The sequence below is a fragment of the Sphingomonas sandaracina genome, assembly GCF_036663695.1.
Lineage (GTDB): Bacteria > Pseudomonadota > Alphaproteobacteria > Sphingomonadales > Sphingomonadaceae > Sphingomonas.
On sequence record NZ_JAXOJK010000001.1, the window covers coordinates 888,621 to 908,486 of the forward strand.

The window sequence follows — 19,866 nt, forward strand, 5'->3', positions numbered from 1 at the left end:
GAAGTCATGGGCGAGTATAGTCTGCTTCCCCGCGAAGATGGGGGTCCAGACTGGGCTCCCGCCTGCGCGGGAGAACAGGTCCGGGGCCGAGTAGCGTTTTGCGCAGACTGGCCTAGCTGAATACTCCCCCCCCGGCGTAGGCCGGGGCCCAATTGGAAAGGTCGCAGTAACGGAGAGCTACGCGCGATCAGCACCGTCCCCCAATTGGGCCCCGGCCTTCGCCGGGGTGGTGGTGGTGGCGCTGGAGGGGTGTCGGCCGTCAAAAAGGGGATACCCCAGCTTTTGCTGGGGTGACGGGAGGGGGCGCGGCGTCTGGTGCCCCATCCTCACCCCATCGTCAGGACTATCTTTCCGACGTGATCGCCTGCTTCCATCCGCGCGTGTGCTGCCGGTGCGTCGGCGAAGGCGAAGGTGCGGTCGATCACCGGCTTCAGCTTGCCGGCCTCGACGTGCGGCCAGACGGTGCGCGCGAGTTCGTCCGCGACCAGCGACTTGAATGCGGTGTCGCGCGGGCGGAGCGTCGAGCCGGTCAGCGTCAGGCGGCGGCGCATGATTTCGAACAGCGGGACGGTCGCCATCATGCCGCCCTGGACAGCGATCGACACGTGCCGGCCGTCTTCTGCGAGGCATTGCAGGTTGCGCGGCACGTAATCGCCGCCGACCATGTCGAGCACCGCAGCGACGCCCTTGCCGCCAGTGATCTGCTTCACGCGCTCGACGAAATCCTCGGACTTGTAGTCGATCGCATGCGTCGCGCCCAAGCTGAGCGCGGCTTCGCACTTGGCCTTCGAGCCGGCGGTGACGATGATGTCGATCCCGAACAGGTTGCACAGCCCGATCGCCATCGTGCCGATCCCGCTGGTGCCGCCGTGGACGAGGACCGTGTCGCCTTCCATCGCGTAGGCGCGCTCGAACAGATTGGTCCACACGGTGAAAAGCGTCTCGGGCATCGCCGCCGCTTCGACCATCGTCAGCGCGTCGGGAACAGGGAGGCACTGGCCGAACGGCGCGACCGCATATTCGGCATAGGCACCGCCCGAGATCAGCGCGCAGACCGACTGGCCGATCTGCTCGTCGCCGACGCCTTCGCCGACCGCGACGATCGTGCCGGATATTTCCATTCCGAGGATTGAGGGCGCACCCGGGGGTGGCGGGTATTTGCCCTGGCGTTGCATGACTTCGGGACGGTTGACGCCAGCGGCGGCAACCTTGACCAGTACCTCGCCCGCGGCCGGCACGGGTACGGGACGATCGACCAGCACCAGGACTTCGGGACCGCCGGGCTGCGCCGGATCGATCGCCTTCATGACGTCAGGTAAACCTGCGTTACTGGATTCGAGTTCGGGTTTCGCGGTCATCTGTTCGTCACGTCCCTTTAGATTTCCGCGCCTTATTGACATCACTCTGGTGCGGGTCAACGTTAGAGGCACGATGGACCTGGAAGACACCCCCTCCCGTCCCGACGATCTGCTTGACGCACTCGTGCGACAGGACCTCGATCCGTTGTCGGTCGCCGAGCTCGATGCGCGGATCACCGTTCTGCAGGGCGAGATCGCGCGATGCCAGCTGAAGAAGGATCGTGCGGTCAGCCACCGGGCCGTCGCCGACGACCTTTTCAGGCGGTGACTGCCCTGCCCGCCTACCCACCGGTTGTTTTTGAACAGCGCAGGAACGGACGGGGCCGGGTTCAAGTGCTTGATGCGGCCGATATCAATGCCGACATAGTTGCAAAGGGCCCGCGTTCTCGCGGCCCGACAGGAGTATTGTAAATGCCATCATTTGCACCCGCCCTCGAGACCACGCTGCACAAGGCGCTCGAGGCGGCATCGTCCCGGCGGCACGAATATGCGACGCTGGAGCATCTGCTGCTCGCGCTGATCGACGACGAACATGCGTCGAAGGTCATGACCGCGTGCAACGTCGAGATCGGCGATCTGAAGAACACCGTCTCGCATTACCTCGACAGCGAACTCGATGCGCTGAAGGTCGATGCGGCGACCGACCCCTCCCCCACCAGCGGGTTCCAGCGCGTTGTCCAGCGCGCGATCCTGCACGTCCAATCCTCGGGCCGCGACGAAGTGACGGGTGCCAACGTGCTCGTCGCCTTGTTCAGCGAGCGCGAGAGCTATGCCGTCTATTTCCTGCAGCAGCAGGACATGAGCCGCCTCGATGCGGTCAGCTTCATCAGCCACGGTGTCGGCAAGGGCGGGCAGCAGGCGACCGAAGCCTCCACGCCCAAGGGTGCGGACGACGAGAAGCCGGCCAAGGGACAGGAGAAGGGCAAGACGGAAAGCGCGCTCAAGCAATTCACGGTCGACCTCAACGAGAAGGCCAAGAACGGCAAGGTCGATCCCCTGATCGGACGCGGGCCGGAGGTGGATCGCACGATCCAGATCCTGTGCCGCCGGTCGAAGAACAACCCGCTCTATGTCGGTGATCCCGGCGTCGGCAAGACCGCGATCGCGGAAGGCCTGGCGCGCAAGATCGTCGAGGGCGACGTGCCCGACGTGCTGTTGCCTGCCGTGATCTACTCGCTCGACATGGGCGCGTTGCTGGCGGGGACGCGGTATCGTGGTGACTTCGAGGAGCGCTTGAAGGCGGTCGTCAACGAGCTCGAGAAGCTGCCGGATGCGGTGCTGTTCATCGACGAGATCCACACCGTGATCGGTGCGGGTGCGACGAGTGGCGGCGCTATGGACGCATCGAACCTGCTCAAGCCGGCTTTGTCGGGTGGCACGATCCGCTGCATCGGCTCGACGACGTACAAGGAGTTCCGCAATCACTTCGAGAAGGACCGCGCGTTGCTGCGGCGCTTCCAGAAGATCGACGTGAACGAGCCGACGATCGAGGACACCATCAAGATCCTCGCGGGTCTGCGCTCGGCGTTCGAGGATCACCACAACGTCAAATACACCCCCGATGCGATCAAGTCGGCGGTCGAACTGTCGGCGCGATACATCAACGACCGCAAGCTGCCGGACAAGGCGATCGACGTGATCGACGAGGTCGGCGCGATGCAGATGCTGGTGCCGCCGAACAAGCGCAAGAAGACGATCACGCCCAAGGAGATCGAGCAGGTCATCGCGACGATGGCACGCATCCCGCCGAAGTCGGTCTCGACCGACGACAAGCTGGCTCTGGCGACGCTGGAGACGGATCTGAAGCGTGTCGTGTTCGGGCAGAATGCGGCGATCGAGAAGCTGTCGTCGGCGATCAAGCTGGCGCGGGCGGGCCTGCGCGAGCCCGAGAAGCCGATCGGCAACTATCTGTTCACGGGGCCTACGGGTGTCGGCAAGACCGAAGTCGCCAAGCAGCTGTCGACGATCCTCGGCATTCCGCTCCAGCGGTTCGACATGTCCGAATATATGGAGCGGCATTCGGTCAGCCGTCTGATCGGTGCGCCGCCGGGCTATGTCGGGTTCGACCAGGGTGGTCTGCTGACCGATGCGATCGACCAGAACCCGCACTGCGTCCTGTTGCTCGACGAGATCGAGAAGGCGCATCCGGACCTGTTCAACATTCTCTTGCAGGTGATGGATAATGGGCGGCTGACCGACCAGCACGGCAAGTCGGTCGATTTCCGCAACGTCATCCTGATTATGACGACCAATGCGGGCGCCAGCGACATGGCACGCGAGACGGTCGGCTTCGGCAACCTTTCGCGTGAGGGCGAGGATGAGGTGGCTGTGACGAAGATGTTCACGCCCGAATTCCGCAACCGTCTCGATGCGGTGGTGCCGTTCGGGTATCTGCCGACCGAGGTCGTGGCGCGGGTGGTGGACAAGTTCATCCTTCAGCTCGAACTTCAGCTGGCGGATCGCGGTGTGCACATTGTCCTCGACGACGAGTCGAAGGCGTGGCTGACGACCAAGGGCTATGACAAGCTGTACGGCGCCCGGCCGATGGGTCGCCTGATCCAGGAGAAGATCAAGCAGCCGCTTGCCGAGGAATTGTTGTTCGGCAAGCTGGTCCATGGCGGCGAGGTTACGGTGAAGATGAAGGACGGCGCATTGTCGTTCGCGATCGAGCCTGCTGCGCCGAAGAAGCCGAAGAAGAAGGGCAAGGTCGAGACCGTCGACGCGAAGTAACGCCCGTCTGTTAGATGTTATGAGCCCGCCGCTGGAGCGATCCGGGGGCGGGCTTTTTTTTGGGCGCCGTCGTCTTGGGCTGGGCGATGGTTGCGGGACGGGTCGACCCTCAGGGCTCGGTTCGGCCCCCCTAGCCACAAGGGAGCGTGTTCCCCCGCGAAGGCGGGGGCCCAGACTGGGCTCCCGCCTTCGCGGGAGAACAAGGAGCGCGAGCCGAGCCTGAATATTTCGGTCCTTCGACCTGAGCGCCCCCCTCCCCGGCGGAGGCACCTCCCGGCGGAAGACCCTTCCCGGCGGAAGCCGGGGTCCAAGTGGGAAACGGAGCCGGCGATGGTTGCGCTCAGTTATAACGACCTCGCCAACTGGGCCCCGGCCTTCGCCGGGGAGGTGCATTGTCCGGACGGTACCGATTCTCCCCGTCGGGGGGGTGCCGAAGGCGACGTAGGGGAGGCACGGAACAGAGTTCTGCCTAACCCCTTCCACCGTCTGGCAAACGCCAGCCATCGCCCCTGGCGGGGGAGGATACGTGGAGCATCGACGATCCATCACCAATCTCGCCGCCGTTTACTTATAATTGGGGAAGCAGGGGCTAGCGCTGCGGTATGGAAAGCATGGCATGGCTGCGGTGGATGATCGGCGCGTTGGCGCTGACGTTCGGCGTTGCCTTTGCCGTGCCGGCCGCTGCGGTGACGGGCATACCCCTGTCAGTCTGCGTTCGTCCTGCGGTCTCCGGACAGACGCCGGGCGCCTTGTTCGGCCAGCCGCGTGGTTTCGACTGCGCCACGTCGCAAACCCGATTTGGCAGTGGCGATTTCTGGATCCTGTCACAGCGCCTGCCCGCGATCAGCGGGAACGGCCATACGGTCCGCTATGGCAGCACCTGGGTGAACCGGGTCACGCTTTTCATACTGTATGCCGACGGTTCGATCCGCCGTACCGGCTTCACCTCGCGCACTGCGGGACGGTTGCTGGGGCTTGGCGCAGTGATCGTCCAGCCGTTGCCGCGACACGATGCGGCGCCGGTCCGACTACTCTGGCATGTCGAGGGTGCGGCGAACCTGCGCGGACTGATCCTTGGCCCGGCGATCGCGAATCACGACCAGCGCGATGTCACCGAAATTCTGCTCGCCGCGCTCTACGGCGCCTTCGGTGGCATGGCTATCGCGTTGATCGTCTACAACCTAGCTTTGTGGGGGGCGCTGAGGCAAGCGTTCCAGCCCGCTTACTGCCTGCTCGTACTGTGCCTCTTCGCCTATGCACTGACCTCGTCGGGAGCGCTGGGCCAGCTTGTACCGACGCTCGACAACAATGATCGCCAGCGACTGAACGCACTGTTCCTCGCCGGATCCGCGGCGTCGGCGCTGCTGTTCGCGCGCACCTTCTTCGAGCGGGCGGTGTTCACCGGATGGCTGCGCCCGGCGAGTACGATCGTGATGGCAGGGTTGCTGTTCGCCGGGCTGGTATGGGCGGCCTTCGCCCCGTGGCATTTCCATATGCTCGATACGCTGCTGGCGATTGCGTATCTCGCATTGCTGGTGCTGATCCCCACCGTCCTCTTCCGGGCATGGCGCGTAAGGAGCAAGTTCCTGTGGCTGTTCGCGCTGGCCTGGAGCGTGCCGATCGCGGTGGCGGGTCTGCGCGTGGCGAATGCGTTCGGCCTTATCGAATGGAGCCGGTGGCTCGACAATTCGACGATCCTGTCGATGGCGCTCGAATCGATGCTGTCGAGCTTGGCGATCGCCTACCGGATCCGGCTGCTCAGCGTCGAACGCGATACCGCGCGCGAACAGGAGATCGCCGCACGGCTGCTGGCAGACACCGAGCCGCTGACCGGGCTGCTCAATCGGCGCGCGTTCCTGGCGCAGGCGATCGGACGACCCGGCGACCAGATGCTGCTGATCGCCGATGTCGATCATTTCAAGCGGGTCAACGAGACGATCGGCCATGATGGCGGCGACGAGGTGCTGCGCGTCGTCGCGCGCGCGCTGCGTGCTGCGGTGCCGCCCGACGCGCTGGTGGCGCGGATCGGCGGCGAAGAGTTCGCCATCCTGCTCGACGCGGCGAACGCGGTCACGCCCGACGCCGTGCTCGACCGGCTGCGCGGCCAGCGGATGCCGTTCGACATCGTGGTGACCGCCAGCATCGGTGCCTGCACCGGGCCGTTGCTGAACGAGACCGACTGGAAACTGCTCTACAACTGCGCCGACCGGGCGTTGTTCGCGGCGAAGGCGGCGGGACGAGACCGTGCCCGCGAGGCACCGCGACTGTGCATCGCCGCCTGACCATTTCGCCTGCTCTGCACGTTTAGCAGCTCGACTTGTCGGCAGGCGCGATTTGCGACATGATCCGTCATCATCGGGGGGACACGGGATGCGCAATCGTAAGGCAACGCTGATGGTCGCAGGGCTGCTCGCGGTAACGATGCTCGCGGTGCGGCACCCGACCGTCGACTTGAAGCTCGTTACACACGACTCGCGCGATCCCGCACCGCACCGGATGCAGGCGGCGGTCGATTTCGGGCTGGTCGGCGTTTCGGTACTCTATACCTGGACCGTGAACCGGTTGCGCTGAAGGCTAGCGCACGTCCTTGACCCCCATCGCGTGCCTGCGCCATAGCACCGGGTATGGACACGCCGATCGAAGACCTCGCGTTCGAGGATGCACTGAAGGAACTCGAGCTTATCGTCGGGAAGCTGGAAAGCGGCGATACGCCGCTCCAGCAGGCGATCGAGCTGTACGAGCGCGGCAACAAGCTGCGTCAGCGTTGCGCCGACCGGCTCGACGCGGCGCAGGCGCGGATCGAGGCCATCCGACTGGACGGCGACGGCAAGCCCGCCGGCGTCCGTCCGTTCGCGGCGGCCTGAACCGGTGAGCCAGATGCCCGTCACGCTGGATGCCGCACTCGCCGATGTGTCGGCCGAGATCGACCGGCAGTTCGACCAGTTGCTGACGATCCCCGACGATCCGCGCGGCGACCTGTACCGGGCGATGCGGCATGCGGCGATCGGCGGGGGCAAGCGATTGCGACCGTTGCTCGTGTTCGCGACCGCCAACCTGTTCGACGTCGCGCGCGACTGTTCGGCGCGGGCGGCGACCGCGCTGGAGGCGATCCACGTCTATTCGCTGATCCACGATGACCTGCCGTCGATGGATGACGACGACATGCGGCGCGGCAAGCCGACCGTGCACAAGATCTTCGACGAAGCGACCGCGATCCTGGCCGGCGACTGCCTGCACGCGCTGGCGTTCGAGATCCTGGCCGATCCGGCGACACATCCCGATCCGTTCGTGCGTATCGAACTGGTCATGGACCTGGCGCGCGCTGCCGGCCCGAACGGCATGGCGGGCGGGCAGAAGATGGATATCGAGGCGGAGAACACGCGCTTCGACCTGAACACCGTCACGCGGCTCCAGCAGATGAAGACGGGGGCGTTGATTTCGGCATCGGTCGAGGCCGGGGCTATCCTGGGGCGCCTGCCGCCTGAGGGGCGCGTCGGGCTTCGCGGTTATGCGCATGATCTGGGGCTCGCGTTCCAGATCGCCGACGACCTGCTCGACGCCGAGGGCGACGAGGCCGTCGCGGGCAAGAAGCTGCGCAAGGACGAGGTCGCCGGCAAGGAGACGTTCCTGTCGCTACTCGGCCCCGAACGGGCGCGCGAACAGGCGCGGATGCTGGTCGACCAGGCGATCGCGCATCTCCACAGCTATGGCAAGGAAGCCGATCTGTTGCGGGATATCGCGCGCTACGTGCTCGAACGCGACCGCTGAACCGATAACCGGAGAGTCCGACATGACCGCACGCATTGGTGTCTATCCAGGCACGTTCGATCCGGTCACCCTTGGCCATATGGACATTATCCGGCGCGGGGCGAAGCTGGTCGACCGACTGGTAATCGGCGTGACGACCAACCCGTCCAAGTCGCCGATGTTCACGATCGAGGAGCGGATGGCGACCGTCCGCCGCGAGGTCGCTGGGATCGGCGGCGACATCCAGGTCGTCGAATTCGATTCGCTGCTGATGGATTTTGCCGAGCGACAGGGTGCGAAAGTGATCGTCCGTGGCTTACGCGCCGTCGCCGACTTTGAATATGAATATCAGATGGCGGGGATGAACCAGCAGATCAATCCGCGCGTCGAAACGGTCTTCCTGATGGCCGATGTCGCGTTGCAGCCGATTGCGAGCCGGCTAGTGAAGGAGATCGCGCTGTACGGCGGGAACATCGCCAAGTTCGTGCCGGAATCGGTGCGTGAAGAGGTGGTTGCACGGGTGGAGAAGATCGGGCGCAAGGGGAGCTGACCTCGCGTTCTCCCCTCCCTGGAAGGGAGGGGTTGGGGGTGGGTCGGGTTCCGCTTGGTCAAACGCTTGAGGCTCAAGCGGGCCAACCCACCCCCGGCCCCTCCCTTTCAGGGAGGGGAGCAGTGATCCCCCATCACGTTCAGATTGGCGCAAGCCGGGATTTGCTCTAAGTGGCGGCAGCCTGGTTGCGCCGGGCCTCTTTCGAGTGGGAATTTGATGCGCTTTTTCGTCGGAATGTTCGCGTTGCTCGGGTGCCTGGTCACGGTGCCGGTCGCGGCGCAGAAGAAGGATGTCGTAGCCGCCCCTGCGCGCGCGACGCCGCCGCTTACGACCGACAAGCAGAATTTGCTGCTGCTCGACCTGTCGACCGGCGGTCGCGTGACGATCTGGCTGCGGCCCGATGTCGCGCCGCTGATGGTCGAGCGGATCAAGACGCTCACTCGCCAGCATTTCTATGACGGTCTCGCCTTCCACCGCGTCATCGACGGCTTCATGGCGCAGGGCGGCGATCCCAAGGGTGACGGCACCGGCGGATCGACGCTGCCGGACCTGAAGGCCGAGTTCAACTACCTGCCGCATGTCCGCGGCGCGGTGTCGGCAGCGCGGTCGGACAAGGAGGACAGCGCGAACAGCCAGTTCTTCATCGTCTTCCAGCCGCGCCTGAGCCTCGACAAGAAATACACCGTGTTCGGTCGCGTGATCGACGGAATGCAGTATGTCGACGCGATCGAGCGTGGCGAGCCGCCGGCGAACCCGTCGCGGATCGTTCACGCGTATATCGCGGCGGACAACCCTCCGGCGTATGTCGCGGGTCCGCCCGCCCCTGCGTTGGGCGCCCCGGTGACTTTGCCTGGTACGGCTAGCGGCCCCGACGCGGCCAAGCCCAAGCTCGCGCCGGCCCGCAAGGTGCCGGTCAAGAAGGCTCCTGCAAAGAAGTGATCTCGCGTTGAACGTCGACCTTTTCGACTTCGACCTGCCGACCGACAACATCGCGCTCCGCCCTGCGGCGCCGCGCGATGCTGCGCGGATGCTGGTGCTCGAAGGTGATCGCACGCTTGATGCAGGCGTTTCGGACCTGCCCTCGCTGTTGCGGCGCGGCGACATGCTCGTGTTCAACGATACGCGCGTGATCCCGGCGCAGCTCGACGGGCGGCGCGGCGATGCGAAGATCGGCGCGACGTTGCACAAGCGTGAGGGCCCCAGGCGGTGGCGCGCGTTCATCCGCAACGCGCGGCGGTTGCGCGATGGCGACGTGATCGAGTTCGGCAACGGCGTCAGCGCGGCGGCGGTCGATCGCGAGGATGACGGGAGTTACGCGCTGGTGTTCGCGGGCGACGAGCCGGTCGAACTGCTGCTGGAGCGCGCGGGCCACATGCCCCTGCCCCCGTATATCGCCGGCAAGCGCCCGACCGACGAACGCGATGCGGACGATTACCAAACGATGTTCGCGTCCGAACCGGGTGCGGTCGCGGCGCCGACCGCGGCGCTGCATTTCACGCCTGGGTTGATGGCAGCGCTCGATGCCGCAGGTATCGAACACGCCACACTGACGCTGCATGTCGGAGCGGGGACGTTCCTGCCGGTCAAGGCGACCGATACGACCGAGCACCGGATGCACGCTGAGTGGGGACGGATCGATGCGGGGACTGCGGATCGGCTTAACGCGGTGCGTGCCGCCGGTGGTCGCGTGATCGCGGTCGGCACTACGTCGCTGCGGCTGATCGAGAGCGCGACCGGCGAGGACGACGTTATCCGGCCGTTCGATGGCGACACCGCGATCTTCATAACGCCGGGATACCGGTTTCGTGGGATCGACGGGCTGATGACCAATTTCCACCTGCCGCGCTCCACCTTGTTCATGCTGGTGTCGGCGCTGATGGGGCGCGAGCGGATGCAGGCGGCGTATGCGCATGCGATCGCTGAGAAGTATCGCTTCTACAGCTATGGCGACGCCTCGCTTCTGCTGCCATGACGGGCGGCATGCTGCTCGCTTTCGCTCTGCTCCAGGCCATTACCGCCGCGCCGCCGCCCGCGGGGACGCCGCAGCCGCCTGCAACGATCTTCGCCGAGCCCGCGGCGCTGTTCATCGCCGCCTGCGATGCGAATGGCGATGGCCGCGTGACGCAGGCTGAGCTGACCGCCTGTGTCGCGCGGAGCTATGCCACCGCCGAGGGCGCAGCGACCGGCTCCATCGGGTACATCGCCTATGCCGATTGGGCGCAGGCGTGGCTCGGCGATCGCAACGCGTTGCCGAGCCCGTTCGAAGTCGATCGCGATGGCGACAACCGAATCACGCTGGCCGAATTACAGACCCGGTTCACACAGTTCTTCGCGCGGTTCGACCGTGACAAGGACGGCGTGCTGACCCGCGCCGAACTCATCACCATCCGCGGTGCTCCAGTCGGCGAGCGCTACGGCATCCGCAAGAAACGTTGATATGACCCGCCCTCGCTTCGACTTCACCATTTCCGCCACCGACGGCAGGGCGCGCACTGGCGTCATCGCAATGCAGCGCGGCGACATCCGCACGCCCGCGTTCATGCCGGTCGGTACCGCCGCCACCGTGAAGGGGATGAAGCCCGCCGACGTGGTCGGTGCGGGCGCCGACATCATTCTCGGCAACACCTATCATTTGATGCTGCGACCGGGGGCCGAGCGGGTCGCCAGGCTTGGCGGGCTGCACGCGGTTTCGGGGTGGTCGAAGCCGATCCTGACCGATTCTGGCGGCTATCAGGTGATGAGCCTCGCCGACCTGACCAAGCGCTCCGAGGAAGGCGTGTCGTTCAAGTCGCATCTCGACGGGACGCGGCATCTGCTCAGTCCCGAGCGATCGATCGAGATCCAGCGGTTGCTCGGCTCGAACATCGTCATGGCTTTCGACGAGCTGGTGCCGACGACCTCGACGCGAGAAGTCCAAGCCGCTGCGATGGAGCGGTCGATGCGCTGGGCGAAGCGGTCGCGCGAGGCGTTCGATGCCGGCGAGGCGCATGCGGAGAACAACGCGATTTTCGGGATCCAGCAGGGTGCGCTGAACGAGGGTTTCCGGAAGTCGTCGGCGGATGCGCTGATCGATATCGGCTTCGACGGCTATGCGGTCGGCGGGCTCGCGGTCGGCGAAGGCCAGGAGGCGATGTTCGGGTGCCTCGACTTCGCGCCGGACCAGTTGCCGGTAGACAAGCCCCGATATTTGATGGGCGTCGGCAAGCCGGACGACATCGTCGGCGCGGTCGAGCGCGGGATCGACATGTTCGATTGCGTGATGCCCACGCGGTCCGGGCGGACCGGCCAGGCCTTCACGCGGACCGGGCCGATCAACATCCGCAACGCGAAGTTCGCCGAGGATATGGGGCCACTCGATCCCGCCTGCTCCTGCCCGGTCTGCGCGACCTGGGGCCGGGCGTATCTGCATCACCTCGTCCGGTCGGGCGAAATGCTTGGCGCAATGCTCATGACGGAGCATAACATCTGGTTCTACGAAACGCTGATGGCGGATCTGCGGGCGGCGATCGCCTCGGGGACGCTGACGCAATTCGCGAATGATTTCCGGGCGGTGTATGCCCGGAAGAGTGAAGGAGAGCCCAAATGACCATCAAGATCGACAGCGATACCCCCAACGAGATTCTCGCCGCCGCCAAGGAGGCGAAGCTGCAGGCCGAAGCCGCCACGCGCAACGCCGCCGAGAAGGCCAAGAGCTGGCCGCTGGCGAAGATCGGGCTGGGCGTCGGCATCGGCTCGGCGGCGATCGCAGGCGCGGTGCTGTTCGCGAACCGCAACAAGTAAGGACCTTCATGCGCCTCCTCCGCTCCGCTTTGTTGCTGACCGCAGCATGTCTTCCCGTAGCGGCGGTGGCGCAGGCCGCTCCCACGCAGATGCCCTCGCAGGCGGGGGTCAAGCCGATCGCCTATACCGAGCGCACTTTGCCGAACGGCCTGCGCGTGTATGCGATCCGCGACACGGGCACGCCGAACGTGTCGGTGCAGGTCTGGTATGACGTGGGCTCAAAGGATGATCCCAAGGGGAAATCCGGGTTTGCGCACATGTTCGAACACCTCATGTTCAAATCGACGCGAAACCTCGTCTCGGAGCAGATGGACCGACTGACCGAGGATGTCGGCGGCTACAACAACGCGTCGACCGGCGACGACTACACCAATTATTACGAAGTGATCCCCGCCAACCATCTCCAGCGACTGTTGTTCGCGGAGGCCGACCGGATGGCGAGCCTGGTCGTCGAGCCCAAAAGCTTCGGGTCGGAACGCGACGTGGTGAAGGAGGAATTGCGCCAGCGCACGCTTGCGCAACCTTACGGTAAGCTCTTCTCGATCTATTATCCCGAGCTCGCGTACACGGTTCATCCCTATGCGCGGCCCGGCATCGGTAGCCTCGAGAACCTGGAAGCGGCCGGGATCGACGACGTCCGTGCGTTTCACGCGACCTATTATCGGCCGGACAACGCGATCCTCGTGATCTCGGGCAATTTCGATCCCGCGCAGTTGAACCGCTGGGTCGATCAATATTTCGCGGGCATCAAGAAGCCGAGCACTGCCATTCCACGCGTGACCGTCGCCGAGCCTGCGCGGACTAGCGCAGTGACGCGGACCGTGTACGAGCCCAACACGCCGCTTCCCGCCGTGCTGATCAGCTATCACCTGCCGCCGGACCGCGACGCGGATATCCCGGCGCTCACGGTGTTGAAGGCGGTGCTCGCGACGGGCGAAAGCTCGCGGCTGTACGAGAGTCTGGTGTACCGCGAGCAGCTCGCGCAGTCGGCGGAGGCCATGCTCGATACCAAGCAAGCGACCGGCAACATGGTCGTCTACGCCATTCTGGCGGGCGGCAAGACGGTCGACGCCGGCGAAGCCGCCCTGAAGCGCGAGATCGCCCGGTTCCGCGATACGCCGGTGACCGCGGCCGAACTGGCCGAGGCGAAGAACGAGATCCTGACGCAATCGATCCTGTCGCGCGAGACGGCCGAAGGCAAGGCGAGCACGCTTGCGTCCGCGGTGCTGGTCGATGGCGATCCGCAGGCCGCGGACAGGCAGTTGGCCGCGATCGCGCGCGTAACGGCAGCCGACATTCAGCGCGTCGCGCGAAAATACCTGGGTGAAAACCAGTCTGCGACGATCCGCTACATGCCGATCGACGCGAAGCCTGCCACCGCCCCGGCCACCACAATCACGGTTGCCGACACGGTACAGGTCGCCGAGCTGAAAGCCCCGCCTAACATCGAGGTCGTCACGCCAGCGCCTGACGCTCAGCGCGTTCGCCCGCCGGCTCCAGCTGCACCGATAGCGCCGACGATCCCGCAGCCGGTGGAACTTCGTCTCGCCAACGGCATGCGCGTCGTTACCGTCGAGCGTCACGACCTGCCGATCGTGACCGCGTATCTGGTGACGGCGGGCGGCGCCGCGACCGATCCCGCAAACCGTTCGGGCGTCAGTAGTCTGTCCGCGGGACTGTTGACCAAGGGAACGAAGACGCGGTCGGCAACGCAGATCGCACGCGCGATCGAAGGTCTTGGCGGGGCGATCGGCAGCGATGCAGCGAGCGATGGTGCATCGGTCGATGTGACGGTGAAATCGGATCAGCTGGCGCCGGCGATGGCGATCCTGGCTGATGTCGCGATCAATCCCGCGTTTGCTCCCGATGAGATCGAACGCGCGCGGACGCAACAGATTGACGCCGTCACGCTAGCGCTCAAGGATCCCGCCCAGGTCGCCGGGCTCGTCGCAGACCGCGCCGTGCTGGGCGTCTCGCCTTATGGCGCGCCGAGCGGGGGCACGCCGCTATCGCTGAAGGCGATCACGCGTGACGACATCGTTGCGGCCTATGCGCGAAGCTTCCAGCCGGCGCAGGCGACGCTGATCATGGTCGGCGACGTGACGGCGGCAAGGGCCGAGGCGCTGGCCGAAGCGCAGTTCGGTGGTTGGCGGATGCAAGGCACGGGCGCGCCCAAGTCGATACCAGTCCTTTATCCTAAACCACGCGTGATCGTAGTCGATATGCCCGAGGCCGGTCAGGCTGGCGTTGTCGTCGCGCGACCCGCTATCGAACGGGCCGACCCCCGCTATTATCCACTGGCGGTAGGTAACACGGTTCTGGGTGGCGGCTTCTCTTCCCGGTTGAACCAGGAAATCCGGATCAAGCGCGGGCTGGCATATGGTGCGGGCAGCGCGCTGGATGCCGGCAAGACGCAAGGAACGGTCGCGGCCCGCACGCAGACCAAGAACCCGACCGCCGCGGAGGTCGTGACGTTGATCGCAGCCGAGATGGCTCGCATGGGGTCGGCGCCGGTGCCGGCTGCCGAACTCGATAGTCGGAAGGCGGTACTGATCGGGAATTTCGGGCGCCGGATCGAAACCACCTCCGGGGTCGCCGGTATTCTCGGCACCTACGTCCAGAATGGCGTACCGCTGGGTGAACTCCAGCGGTTCACGGGAGCGGTCGGTTCTGTCGATCCGGCGGCGGTCCAGGCGACTGCGGTAGCACTGCTCGATCCGAAGGCGGCAAGCATCGTCGTCGTGGGCGACGCGAAACAGTTCATCGCACCGCTGCGCAAAGCCTATCCGAATGTCGAAGTCATTCCCGAGACTGCATTAAAACTCGATACGCCAACGTTGCGGTAAGCAATTTCTGCCAAGACACCGCGTCGTCTCTTAGCGGGACGGGCCCGAAATACGGGACAGATCGGGGCGGTCAAATCGGCTATGCCCGGTCTTTCCGTATAGGACGGCCAGAGGCGGGGTAGGACGGTTGCGGGTTCAGTTGCGGACATTTCGGCTGATACGCCGCATCTGGCTGATCATGGTCTCGGTGCTGTTGGTCATCGGCGCCGGTATGTCCGCACAAGCTGCGCTGCGCGCGATCGCCAGACGCGGTGCGGTCTCGGCCGGTCCGAAGGCTGTTGCAGTCCCACCGGACGCAACGTCGCTATCCGCGATGTCGGGGAACCAGGAGACAGGAGCCCCGGCGGCTGGCGTAACGGGAACGATCGACCTTCCCGACCTGCCGATTCCCGTCGGCACGCCAGTCGATGTCGGTGTCGTCCCTGCCCGCCCGTTCACGATGACCGGCATATCGGCAATCGATCGCGGTCGTGCGGTGCAGTGCCTGACCGCGGCGATCTATTACGAAGCGGCATCCGAGCCCGATGCCGGCCAGCAGGCCGTTGCGCAGGTGATCCTGAACCGTACGCGGCATCCGGCGTTTCCGGCGACCGTGTGCGGGGTCGTCTATCAGGGCTCCGAACATGCTGGCTGTCAATTCAGCTTTGCCTGCGACGGCGCGACGGCGCGCATTCCCAATCGTGCCGCCTGGATGCGGGCGGCGCGGAACGCGGGAATGGCGCTGTCCGGGTACGTCTATGCGCCGGTTGGGCTGGCGACGCATTACCATACCTATGCGGTGACTCCGGCGTGGAACCGCAGCCTCGTGATGACCGATGTCGTCGGCGCGCATTTCTTCCATCGGTGGAAGGGGTATTGGGGCACGTCGGCGGCGTTCAACCAGCGTTATATCGGGGGTGAGCCGGTGCCGGGACCGCATATGTCGTTGGCGCCGGTCGTTGCGCCGACGCCTGCCATGATTGCAGCCGGCATTGCGGCAGCGAGTAGCGTTCCGGCTCCAGTTGCGCCGGCGATCGCCATGACTTCGGCGCAGCCCGTAGCGACGTCGGCGAAGTCCTCCCCGCCTCCCGCTGCGCCGGTTGCGAGCGACATGCTGCCGCCGGAGTCGCAGATCCTCGATCGGTGGAAGGACTCGGGCAAGCCCTTGAAATAGACTTTAGGCTGACCGGGAAGCGCTTGGACACAGCGAAGCCCGGGTGCTGGGGGCACCCGGGCTTATTTCGTTTCAAACCTTGACCGCAATAATCGCGAGGCCTGCCTACTCGGCGGCGATCATGACGTGGGTCATGTTCATGCGCTCGCCACCCGGTGGGGCGGCTTCACGGGCCGCGCGGAGGACTTGGGTGCGTTCTGCGCGCGAAGCCATTTCGTCCCAGGCCTTTTCGGCGCGGCGGCAGCGGTCGCGGACATTGTCGAGGAGGGCGGCATCGCCATTGCGACGCTCTTCATCAGCGCGGGCCCGGTAAAATTCTGGATTATCGGCCATGCTGGTGCGCTCCTGCGGGAAATTTCATAGGGTGATGCGGCGGCCGTTATGGCCGCCGCATCGCAACCGAGATCAGCTTGGCGGATCGCTCCGCCAGCCGGATCAATCGGCTGGCTGGAGGTTCACGGCCGACTGCTTGCCCCGCTTGTCGGGCTCGAGCTCGTAGGTGACGCGCTGGTTCTGGTTCAGCGTCGGCATGCCGGCGCGCTCAACCGCGGTGATGTGCACGAATGCATCGTTGCCGCCGCCATCCGGCGCGATGAAGCCATAGCCCTTGTCGGCGTTGAAGAATTTGACGGTTCCGGTGATAGCCATGAGATGGCTCCTTCTTAGTATGGGGCGACCCGACGTTCGGGACACCCTAGTGCCGCGGAGCAGGGAAAGAGGGAGAAAGGAGCCGCAAAGCGCCAAGAACCGTCGATGTGCGACTGTAGCTGAGCACTATCTAGGCCAAGACTGCCGGAAATGCAAATCTGGACGACGGGATGGGTCAACAATTCTGGCGATTTTCGACCATAATCTTTTCGCGCCAGGTGCCCGCACCGGCGGCGAATTGGAACGACCGGCGCCGATATTTCGGCGCCGGTCGAGGCAATTAACGGCAACGCGTCTGGTTGCTGGAGCGATCAACCGCACGGCCGGCGAGTGCGCCGCCGGCGGCACCGAGCACCGTGCCGAGCAGGCCCGAACCGCCGGGAGCGATAACGTTGCCGAGCACGCCGCCGGCGACTCCGCCGACGATCAGGCCCGTCGTGCCGTCGTTGCGGCGGCAATAATAGCGGCCGTCATTGCCACGATAGACACGCTCGTTCTGCGACAGACGGCGCTCGCGGTAGCGGCGGTCGTCACGGTAATAGCGACCGGCGTCGTAGCCACCATAGGCGGGGTCGGGCGCATTATAGTCGTAGCTACGATAGCGCGGGTCGACGCCGTAGCGACTGCCGCCGTCGCCGACGCAGCCGGCAACCAGGGTGGAGGCGGCCAGCAGGCCCAGCATCGCAACGCGCATTTCGTGTCCTTTCAGGGGGTTGTTACCGACGAAACAATGATCGGCGCCGCGATTTGGTTGCGGCGCCGAACCATCCTTAATCCCGGAGGCTGGCGGGTACGGTGCCGCCGTTCTTTTCCAACTCCCGCATCACGGCCTTTTGCAGCCAGATGTTCATCTCCGCGCTGCCGTCCTTCGCGCCGGTATAGCCGAGCTCGGTGGCGAGTTCCTTGCGGTTGTCGAGGCTCGAATCGAGATCGAGCAGCTTCATCAGGTCGACGATCGAGGTGCGCCAGTTGAGCGTCGACCCCTTCTTCGCGGCGATCCCCGAAAGGACGGCCTCAACGTCGACCGGCTGCGCGGCCGGTGCGGGCGCGGCGGGGGCGGCTTGGGGTGCCTGGGTCGGTGCAGGCTGGGTCGGCACAGGCTGGGCGGCGGTGGTCTGCGGCGCGGGTGCGGGCGCGTCGGCCTTGGGCGTGCCGAAGGGGCCGCCGCCGAGCGGGCCCTTTTCACCGAAAATGGCGGACTTGATCTTGCTGAAGATGCTCATGGGGGTCTCCGTCGAATGAAGTGACGGCGGGAGAACGCCCGGTATCGGATTAGGGTGCAGGCCCCGCGAGCGGTTGCGCCGGACCGCCCGCGCGCGGCGGATGGATGGCGTAGAACCCGGCGGCGGGATCATCCTGGCGACCGAGGCCCTGGCGGGGGTCGGAATCGACCCTGGCGAGGGGATCGAAGGTCCAGGCGAGCCCGGCGACGCGGTCCGCATCGGTGGCGCCGATCGCCTCGGCGCCCGCTTCGTCGATCAGCCCGGCATCGATCGCATAGCCGACGAACCACGTATCGCGGTCGGCGCTCTCGGCGACGACGCGCGCGGCGATTTCGCGGTCGCGCGGCGCGTCGAGGATGATCACCTCCTCCTCCGAACACTCGCGGGCATACCCATCCTGGCCGAACGCGCCGTCTTCGGTGCCGCTATAGCCGTCCGGCGGGGGAAAGCTGGTTTGCCAACCGTCGATATCCGGGTCGAACCAGACCGGGCTGGCATCGGCGTCGGCGTCGTCCGGTGCGGAGTGAAGTTCAGGAAGTGCAGACGCTGGCGCGGGTTCGGGTTTGCGTTTGGGCGTGGGCGTGGGCGTGGGCGGGGGCGGGGGCGCGAGTTGCAGCAGGCCGGCGGCTTCGGCGCGCGCCCATTGCTTGGCGGTCCAGTCGGCGCGGGCGGCGGGATCGAGATCCGCGACGGGGATGGCGGAGGCCAGGCCGGCGCCGGTGCGCAGCCAGCGGTCGGCGCGGGCCAGCGCGAGGATCGGCGCCATCGCCGCCTCGGCTTCCCCCTGCCCTGCCCCCGAGCGGGCGGCGTCGGCGTCGATACGCTCGCCGAGGAACAGGCCGGCGCGCGCCGGGCTGGCGTCGCCGGCGATGACGTCGAGGAACGCGTCGAATTCGGCGGCGACCATGCGGGTGGCGGCATTGGCGGCCTCCGACGTGTCGGCGTGGCGATCGAGCCGGTTGAGCAGCGACATGGCGAGGCGGTTGTCGTAGCGATGGCGCTCGATGACTTCGCCGTCTGCCTTCGTGACGCGCTCGGTCTGGCCGGCGATCGCGCGGAGGAACAGCGTCTCTGCGACGATCGGCCGCGCGACGAGCTTGGCGGCGTCCCAGCCGAGCGCGAACGCCGCCCCCGCCGCGCGTCGCCGCAGGGAATAGGCGGCGCGGGGCGAGAGGCCGACGCTGGCGCTGGCCTCGTCCACGGTGGCGCCCTCGGCGATGCTTTCGAGGAAGCCGCGCTGGCGATCCGGGGTCCAGCCGTCGAGGCGCTGCGTGTAGCGGGTCGGGGTGGCCGGGATGTAGGCGCGCGCGGTGTTATCGGCTTGCGCGGCGTTATCTTCTAGCGCGGGGGGGTCGGCTTGTGGCGGTGCGGGGTGATCGGGGGCGGTTTGCGTGGGGGTTTGGTTGCCGGTTTGGTCGGTGGCTTGGTCGACGCCGGGCTCCTGGAGAGCGGCGGTCACTTGCGCATGGTCCGGGCGAGTGCGGTCCAGCGGTCGCGGTTGGCGGCGATTTCGGGCGATACGGGCATGCGGTTGCCGATCCGGCCGGCGTCGACATGCGCTTGCCAGGCGACGACGTGGCGGACCGCGTCTGGGAGGTCGTCGGGGATCGCGGGTTCGCACCGTGGCCGGGGTACGGGGACCGCGCGCGCGCCGATGTAGCATGGGTGCGGGCCGGCCGGGGTGGGTGCGTTCGCCATGATCGATCCTCGCCTGAAGAGAGGACCGATCAGGTATGCCGGATCGGGGTGTGTAGGACAGCGGTTTCGGGGGGTGGTACCCGTCATCCTGACGAATGTCAGGACCCAGCGTTACGGGGTATGGCGCTTTTGG

General features: G+C 65.9%; 21 protein-coding genes. 14 read left to right on the forward strand and 7 right to left on the reverse strand.

Translation table 11 applies throughout. From position 1 onward, the window contains the following. Positions 1–326 precede the first annotated feature (326 nt). Positions 327–1,358 carry an NAD(P)H-quinone oxidoreductase gene (locus U1707_RS03970; protein WP_332798774.1) on the reverse strand — a complete coding sequence of 344 codons (1,032 nt, stop codon included), beginning with the start codon at positions 1,356–1,358 and terminating at the stop codon, positions 327–329. Positions 1,359–1,431: 73 nt separating this feature from the next. On the opposite strand from U1707_RS03970, the gene U1707_RS03975 reads away from it, so the two are divergent. From U1707_RS03975 to U1707_RS04040, 14 genes are all read left to right on the forward strand, one after another. Next, positions 1,432–1,626, forward strand: a complete 195-nt coding sequence (locus U1707_RS03975; protein WP_332798775.1) for a DUF1192 domain-containing protein — start codon at positions 1,432–1,434, stop codon at positions 1,624–1,626. Between the two features lie 143 nt (positions 1,627–1,769). Further along, complete coding sequence (clpA, locus tag U1707_RS03980; protein WP_332798776.1) at positions 1,770–4,088, forward strand: ATP-dependent Clp protease ATP-binding subunit ClpA; 2,319 nt, start codon at positions 1,770–1,772, stop codon at positions 4,086–4,088. Positions 4,089–4,699: 611 nt separating this feature from the next. Continuing rightward, on the forward strand, positions 4,700–6,370 hold the full coding sequence (locus U1707_RS03985; RefSeq protein WP_332798777.1) for a GGDEF domain-containing protein: 1,671 nt from the start codon (positions 4,700–4,702) through the stop codon (positions 6,368–6,370). Positions 6,371–6,458: 88 nt separating this feature from the next. Then, on the forward strand, positions 6,459–6,659 hold the full coding sequence (locus tag U1707_RS03990) for a hypothetical protein (protein ID WP_332798778.1): 201 nt from the start codon (positions 6,459–6,461) through the stop codon (positions 6,657–6,659). A 53-nt stretch (positions 6,660–6,712) separates the two neighbouring features. Next, a complete protein-coding gene (locus tag U1707_RS03995; RefSeq protein ID WP_131585984.1) occupies positions 6,713–6,952 on the forward strand; it encodes an exodeoxyribonuclease VII small subunit in 240 nt (79 codons plus the stop codon). 13 nt (positions 6,953–6,965) lie between these two features. Beyond that, positions 6,966–7,856: a polyprenyl synthetase family protein gene (locus U1707_RS04000; RefSeq protein ID WP_332799056.1), complete on the forward strand. Its 891-nt coding sequence runs from the start codon at positions 6,966–6,968 to the stop codon at positions 7,854–7,856. A 22-nt stretch (positions 7,857–7,878) separates the two neighbouring features. Then, positions 7,879–8,385: a pantetheine-phosphate adenylyltransferase gene (coaD, locus tag U1707_RS04005; RefSeq protein ID WP_332798779.1), complete on the forward strand. Its 507-nt coding sequence runs from the start codon at positions 7,879–7,881 to the stop codon at positions 8,383–8,385. 216 nt (positions 8,386–8,601) lie between these two features. After that, positions 8,602–9,324 carry a peptidylprolyl isomerase gene (locus U1707_RS04010; protein WP_332798780.1) on the forward strand — a complete coding sequence of 241 codons (723 nt, stop codon included), beginning with the start codon at positions 8,602–8,604 and terminating at the stop codon, positions 9,322–9,324. 7 nt (positions 9,325–9,331) lie between these two features. Beyond that, entirely contained in the window at positions 9,332–10,357 is a 1,026-nt protein-coding gene (gene queA / locus U1707_RS04015; RefSeq protein WP_332798781.1) for a tRNA preQ1(34) S-adenosylmethionine ribosyltransferase-isomerase QueA, read from the forward strand. 8 nt (positions 10,358–10,365) lie between these two features. Further along, positions 10,366–10,821, forward strand: coding sequence for an EF-hand domain-containing protein (locus tag U1707_RS04020; RefSeq protein ID WP_332798782.1), 456 nt, complete (start codon positions 10,366–10,368; stop codon positions 10,819–10,821). Position 10,822: 1 nt separating this feature from the next. Then, positions 10,823–11,971 carry a tRNA guanosine(34) transglycosylase Tgt gene (tgt, locus tag U1707_RS04025; protein WP_332798783.1) on the forward strand — a complete coding sequence of 383 codons (1,149 nt, stop codon included), beginning with the start codon at positions 10,823–10,825 and terminating at the stop codon, positions 11,969–11,971. Continuing rightward, a complete protein-coding gene (locus U1707_RS04030; RefSeq protein WP_332798784.1) occupies positions 11,968–12,165 on the forward strand; it encodes a hypothetical protein in 198 nt (65 codons plus the stop codon). Before tgt ends, U1707_RS04030 begins: the two co-directional genes overlap by 4 nt. Positions 12,166–12,173: 8 nt before the next feature. After that, complete coding sequence (locus tag U1707_RS04035) at positions 12,174–15,011, forward strand: M16 family metallopeptidase (protein WP_332798785.1); 2,838 nt, start codon at positions 12,174–12,176, stop codon at positions 15,009–15,011. Between the two features lie 139 nt (positions 15,012–15,150). Further along, the gene (locus tag U1707_RS04040) at positions 15,151–16,164 is read left to right on the forward strand and encodes a cell wall hydrolase (RefSeq protein ID WP_332798786.1); all 1,014 of its coding nucleotides are present in this window, start codon (positions 15,151–15,153) and stop codon (positions 16,162–16,164) included. A 105-nt stretch (positions 16,165–16,269) separates the two neighbouring features. Here U1707_RS04040 and U1707_RS04045 read toward each other — a convergent pair whose 3' ends face one another. From U1707_RS04045 to U1707_RS04070, 6 genes are all read right to left on the reverse strand, one after another. Further along, positions 16,270–16,497, reverse strand: a complete 228-nt coding sequence (locus U1707_RS04045) for a hypothetical protein (protein ID WP_131586001.1) — start codon at positions 16,495–16,497, stop codon at positions 16,270–16,272. A gap of 102 nt (positions 16,498–16,599) precedes the next feature. Continuing rightward, positions 16,600–16,812, reverse strand: a complete 213-nt coding sequence (locus U1707_RS04050) for a cold-shock protein (protein ID WP_031394996.1) — start codon at positions 16,810–16,812, stop codon at positions 16,600–16,602. Positions 16,813–17,092: 280 nt separating this feature from the next. Beyond that, positions 17,093–17,506 (reverse strand): glycine zipper 2TM domain-containing protein, encoded by a 414-nt coding sequence (locus tag U1707_RS04055; protein WP_332798787.1) that lies wholly within the window; start codon positions 17,504–17,506, stop codon positions 17,093–17,095. Between the two features lie 76 nt (positions 17,507–17,582). Next, the gene (locus U1707_RS04060) at positions 17,583–18,035 is read right to left on the reverse strand and encodes a DUF3597 domain-containing protein (protein WP_332798788.1); all 453 of its coding nucleotides are present in this window, start codon (positions 18,033–18,035) and stop codon (positions 17,583–17,585) included. Positions 18,036–18,084: 49 nt separating this feature from the next. Further along, complete coding sequence (locus U1707_RS04065) at positions 18,085–19,494, reverse strand: hypothetical protein (protein ID WP_332798789.1); 1,410 nt, start codon at positions 19,492–19,494, stop codon at positions 18,085–18,087. Further along, entirely contained in the window at positions 19,491–19,733 is a 243-nt protein-coding gene (locus tag U1707_RS04070; RefSeq protein WP_332798790.1) for a hypothetical protein, read from the reverse strand. Before U1707_RS04070 ends, U1707_RS04065 begins: the two co-directional genes overlap by 4 nt. Positions 19,734–19,866: the final 133 nt, after the last annotated feature.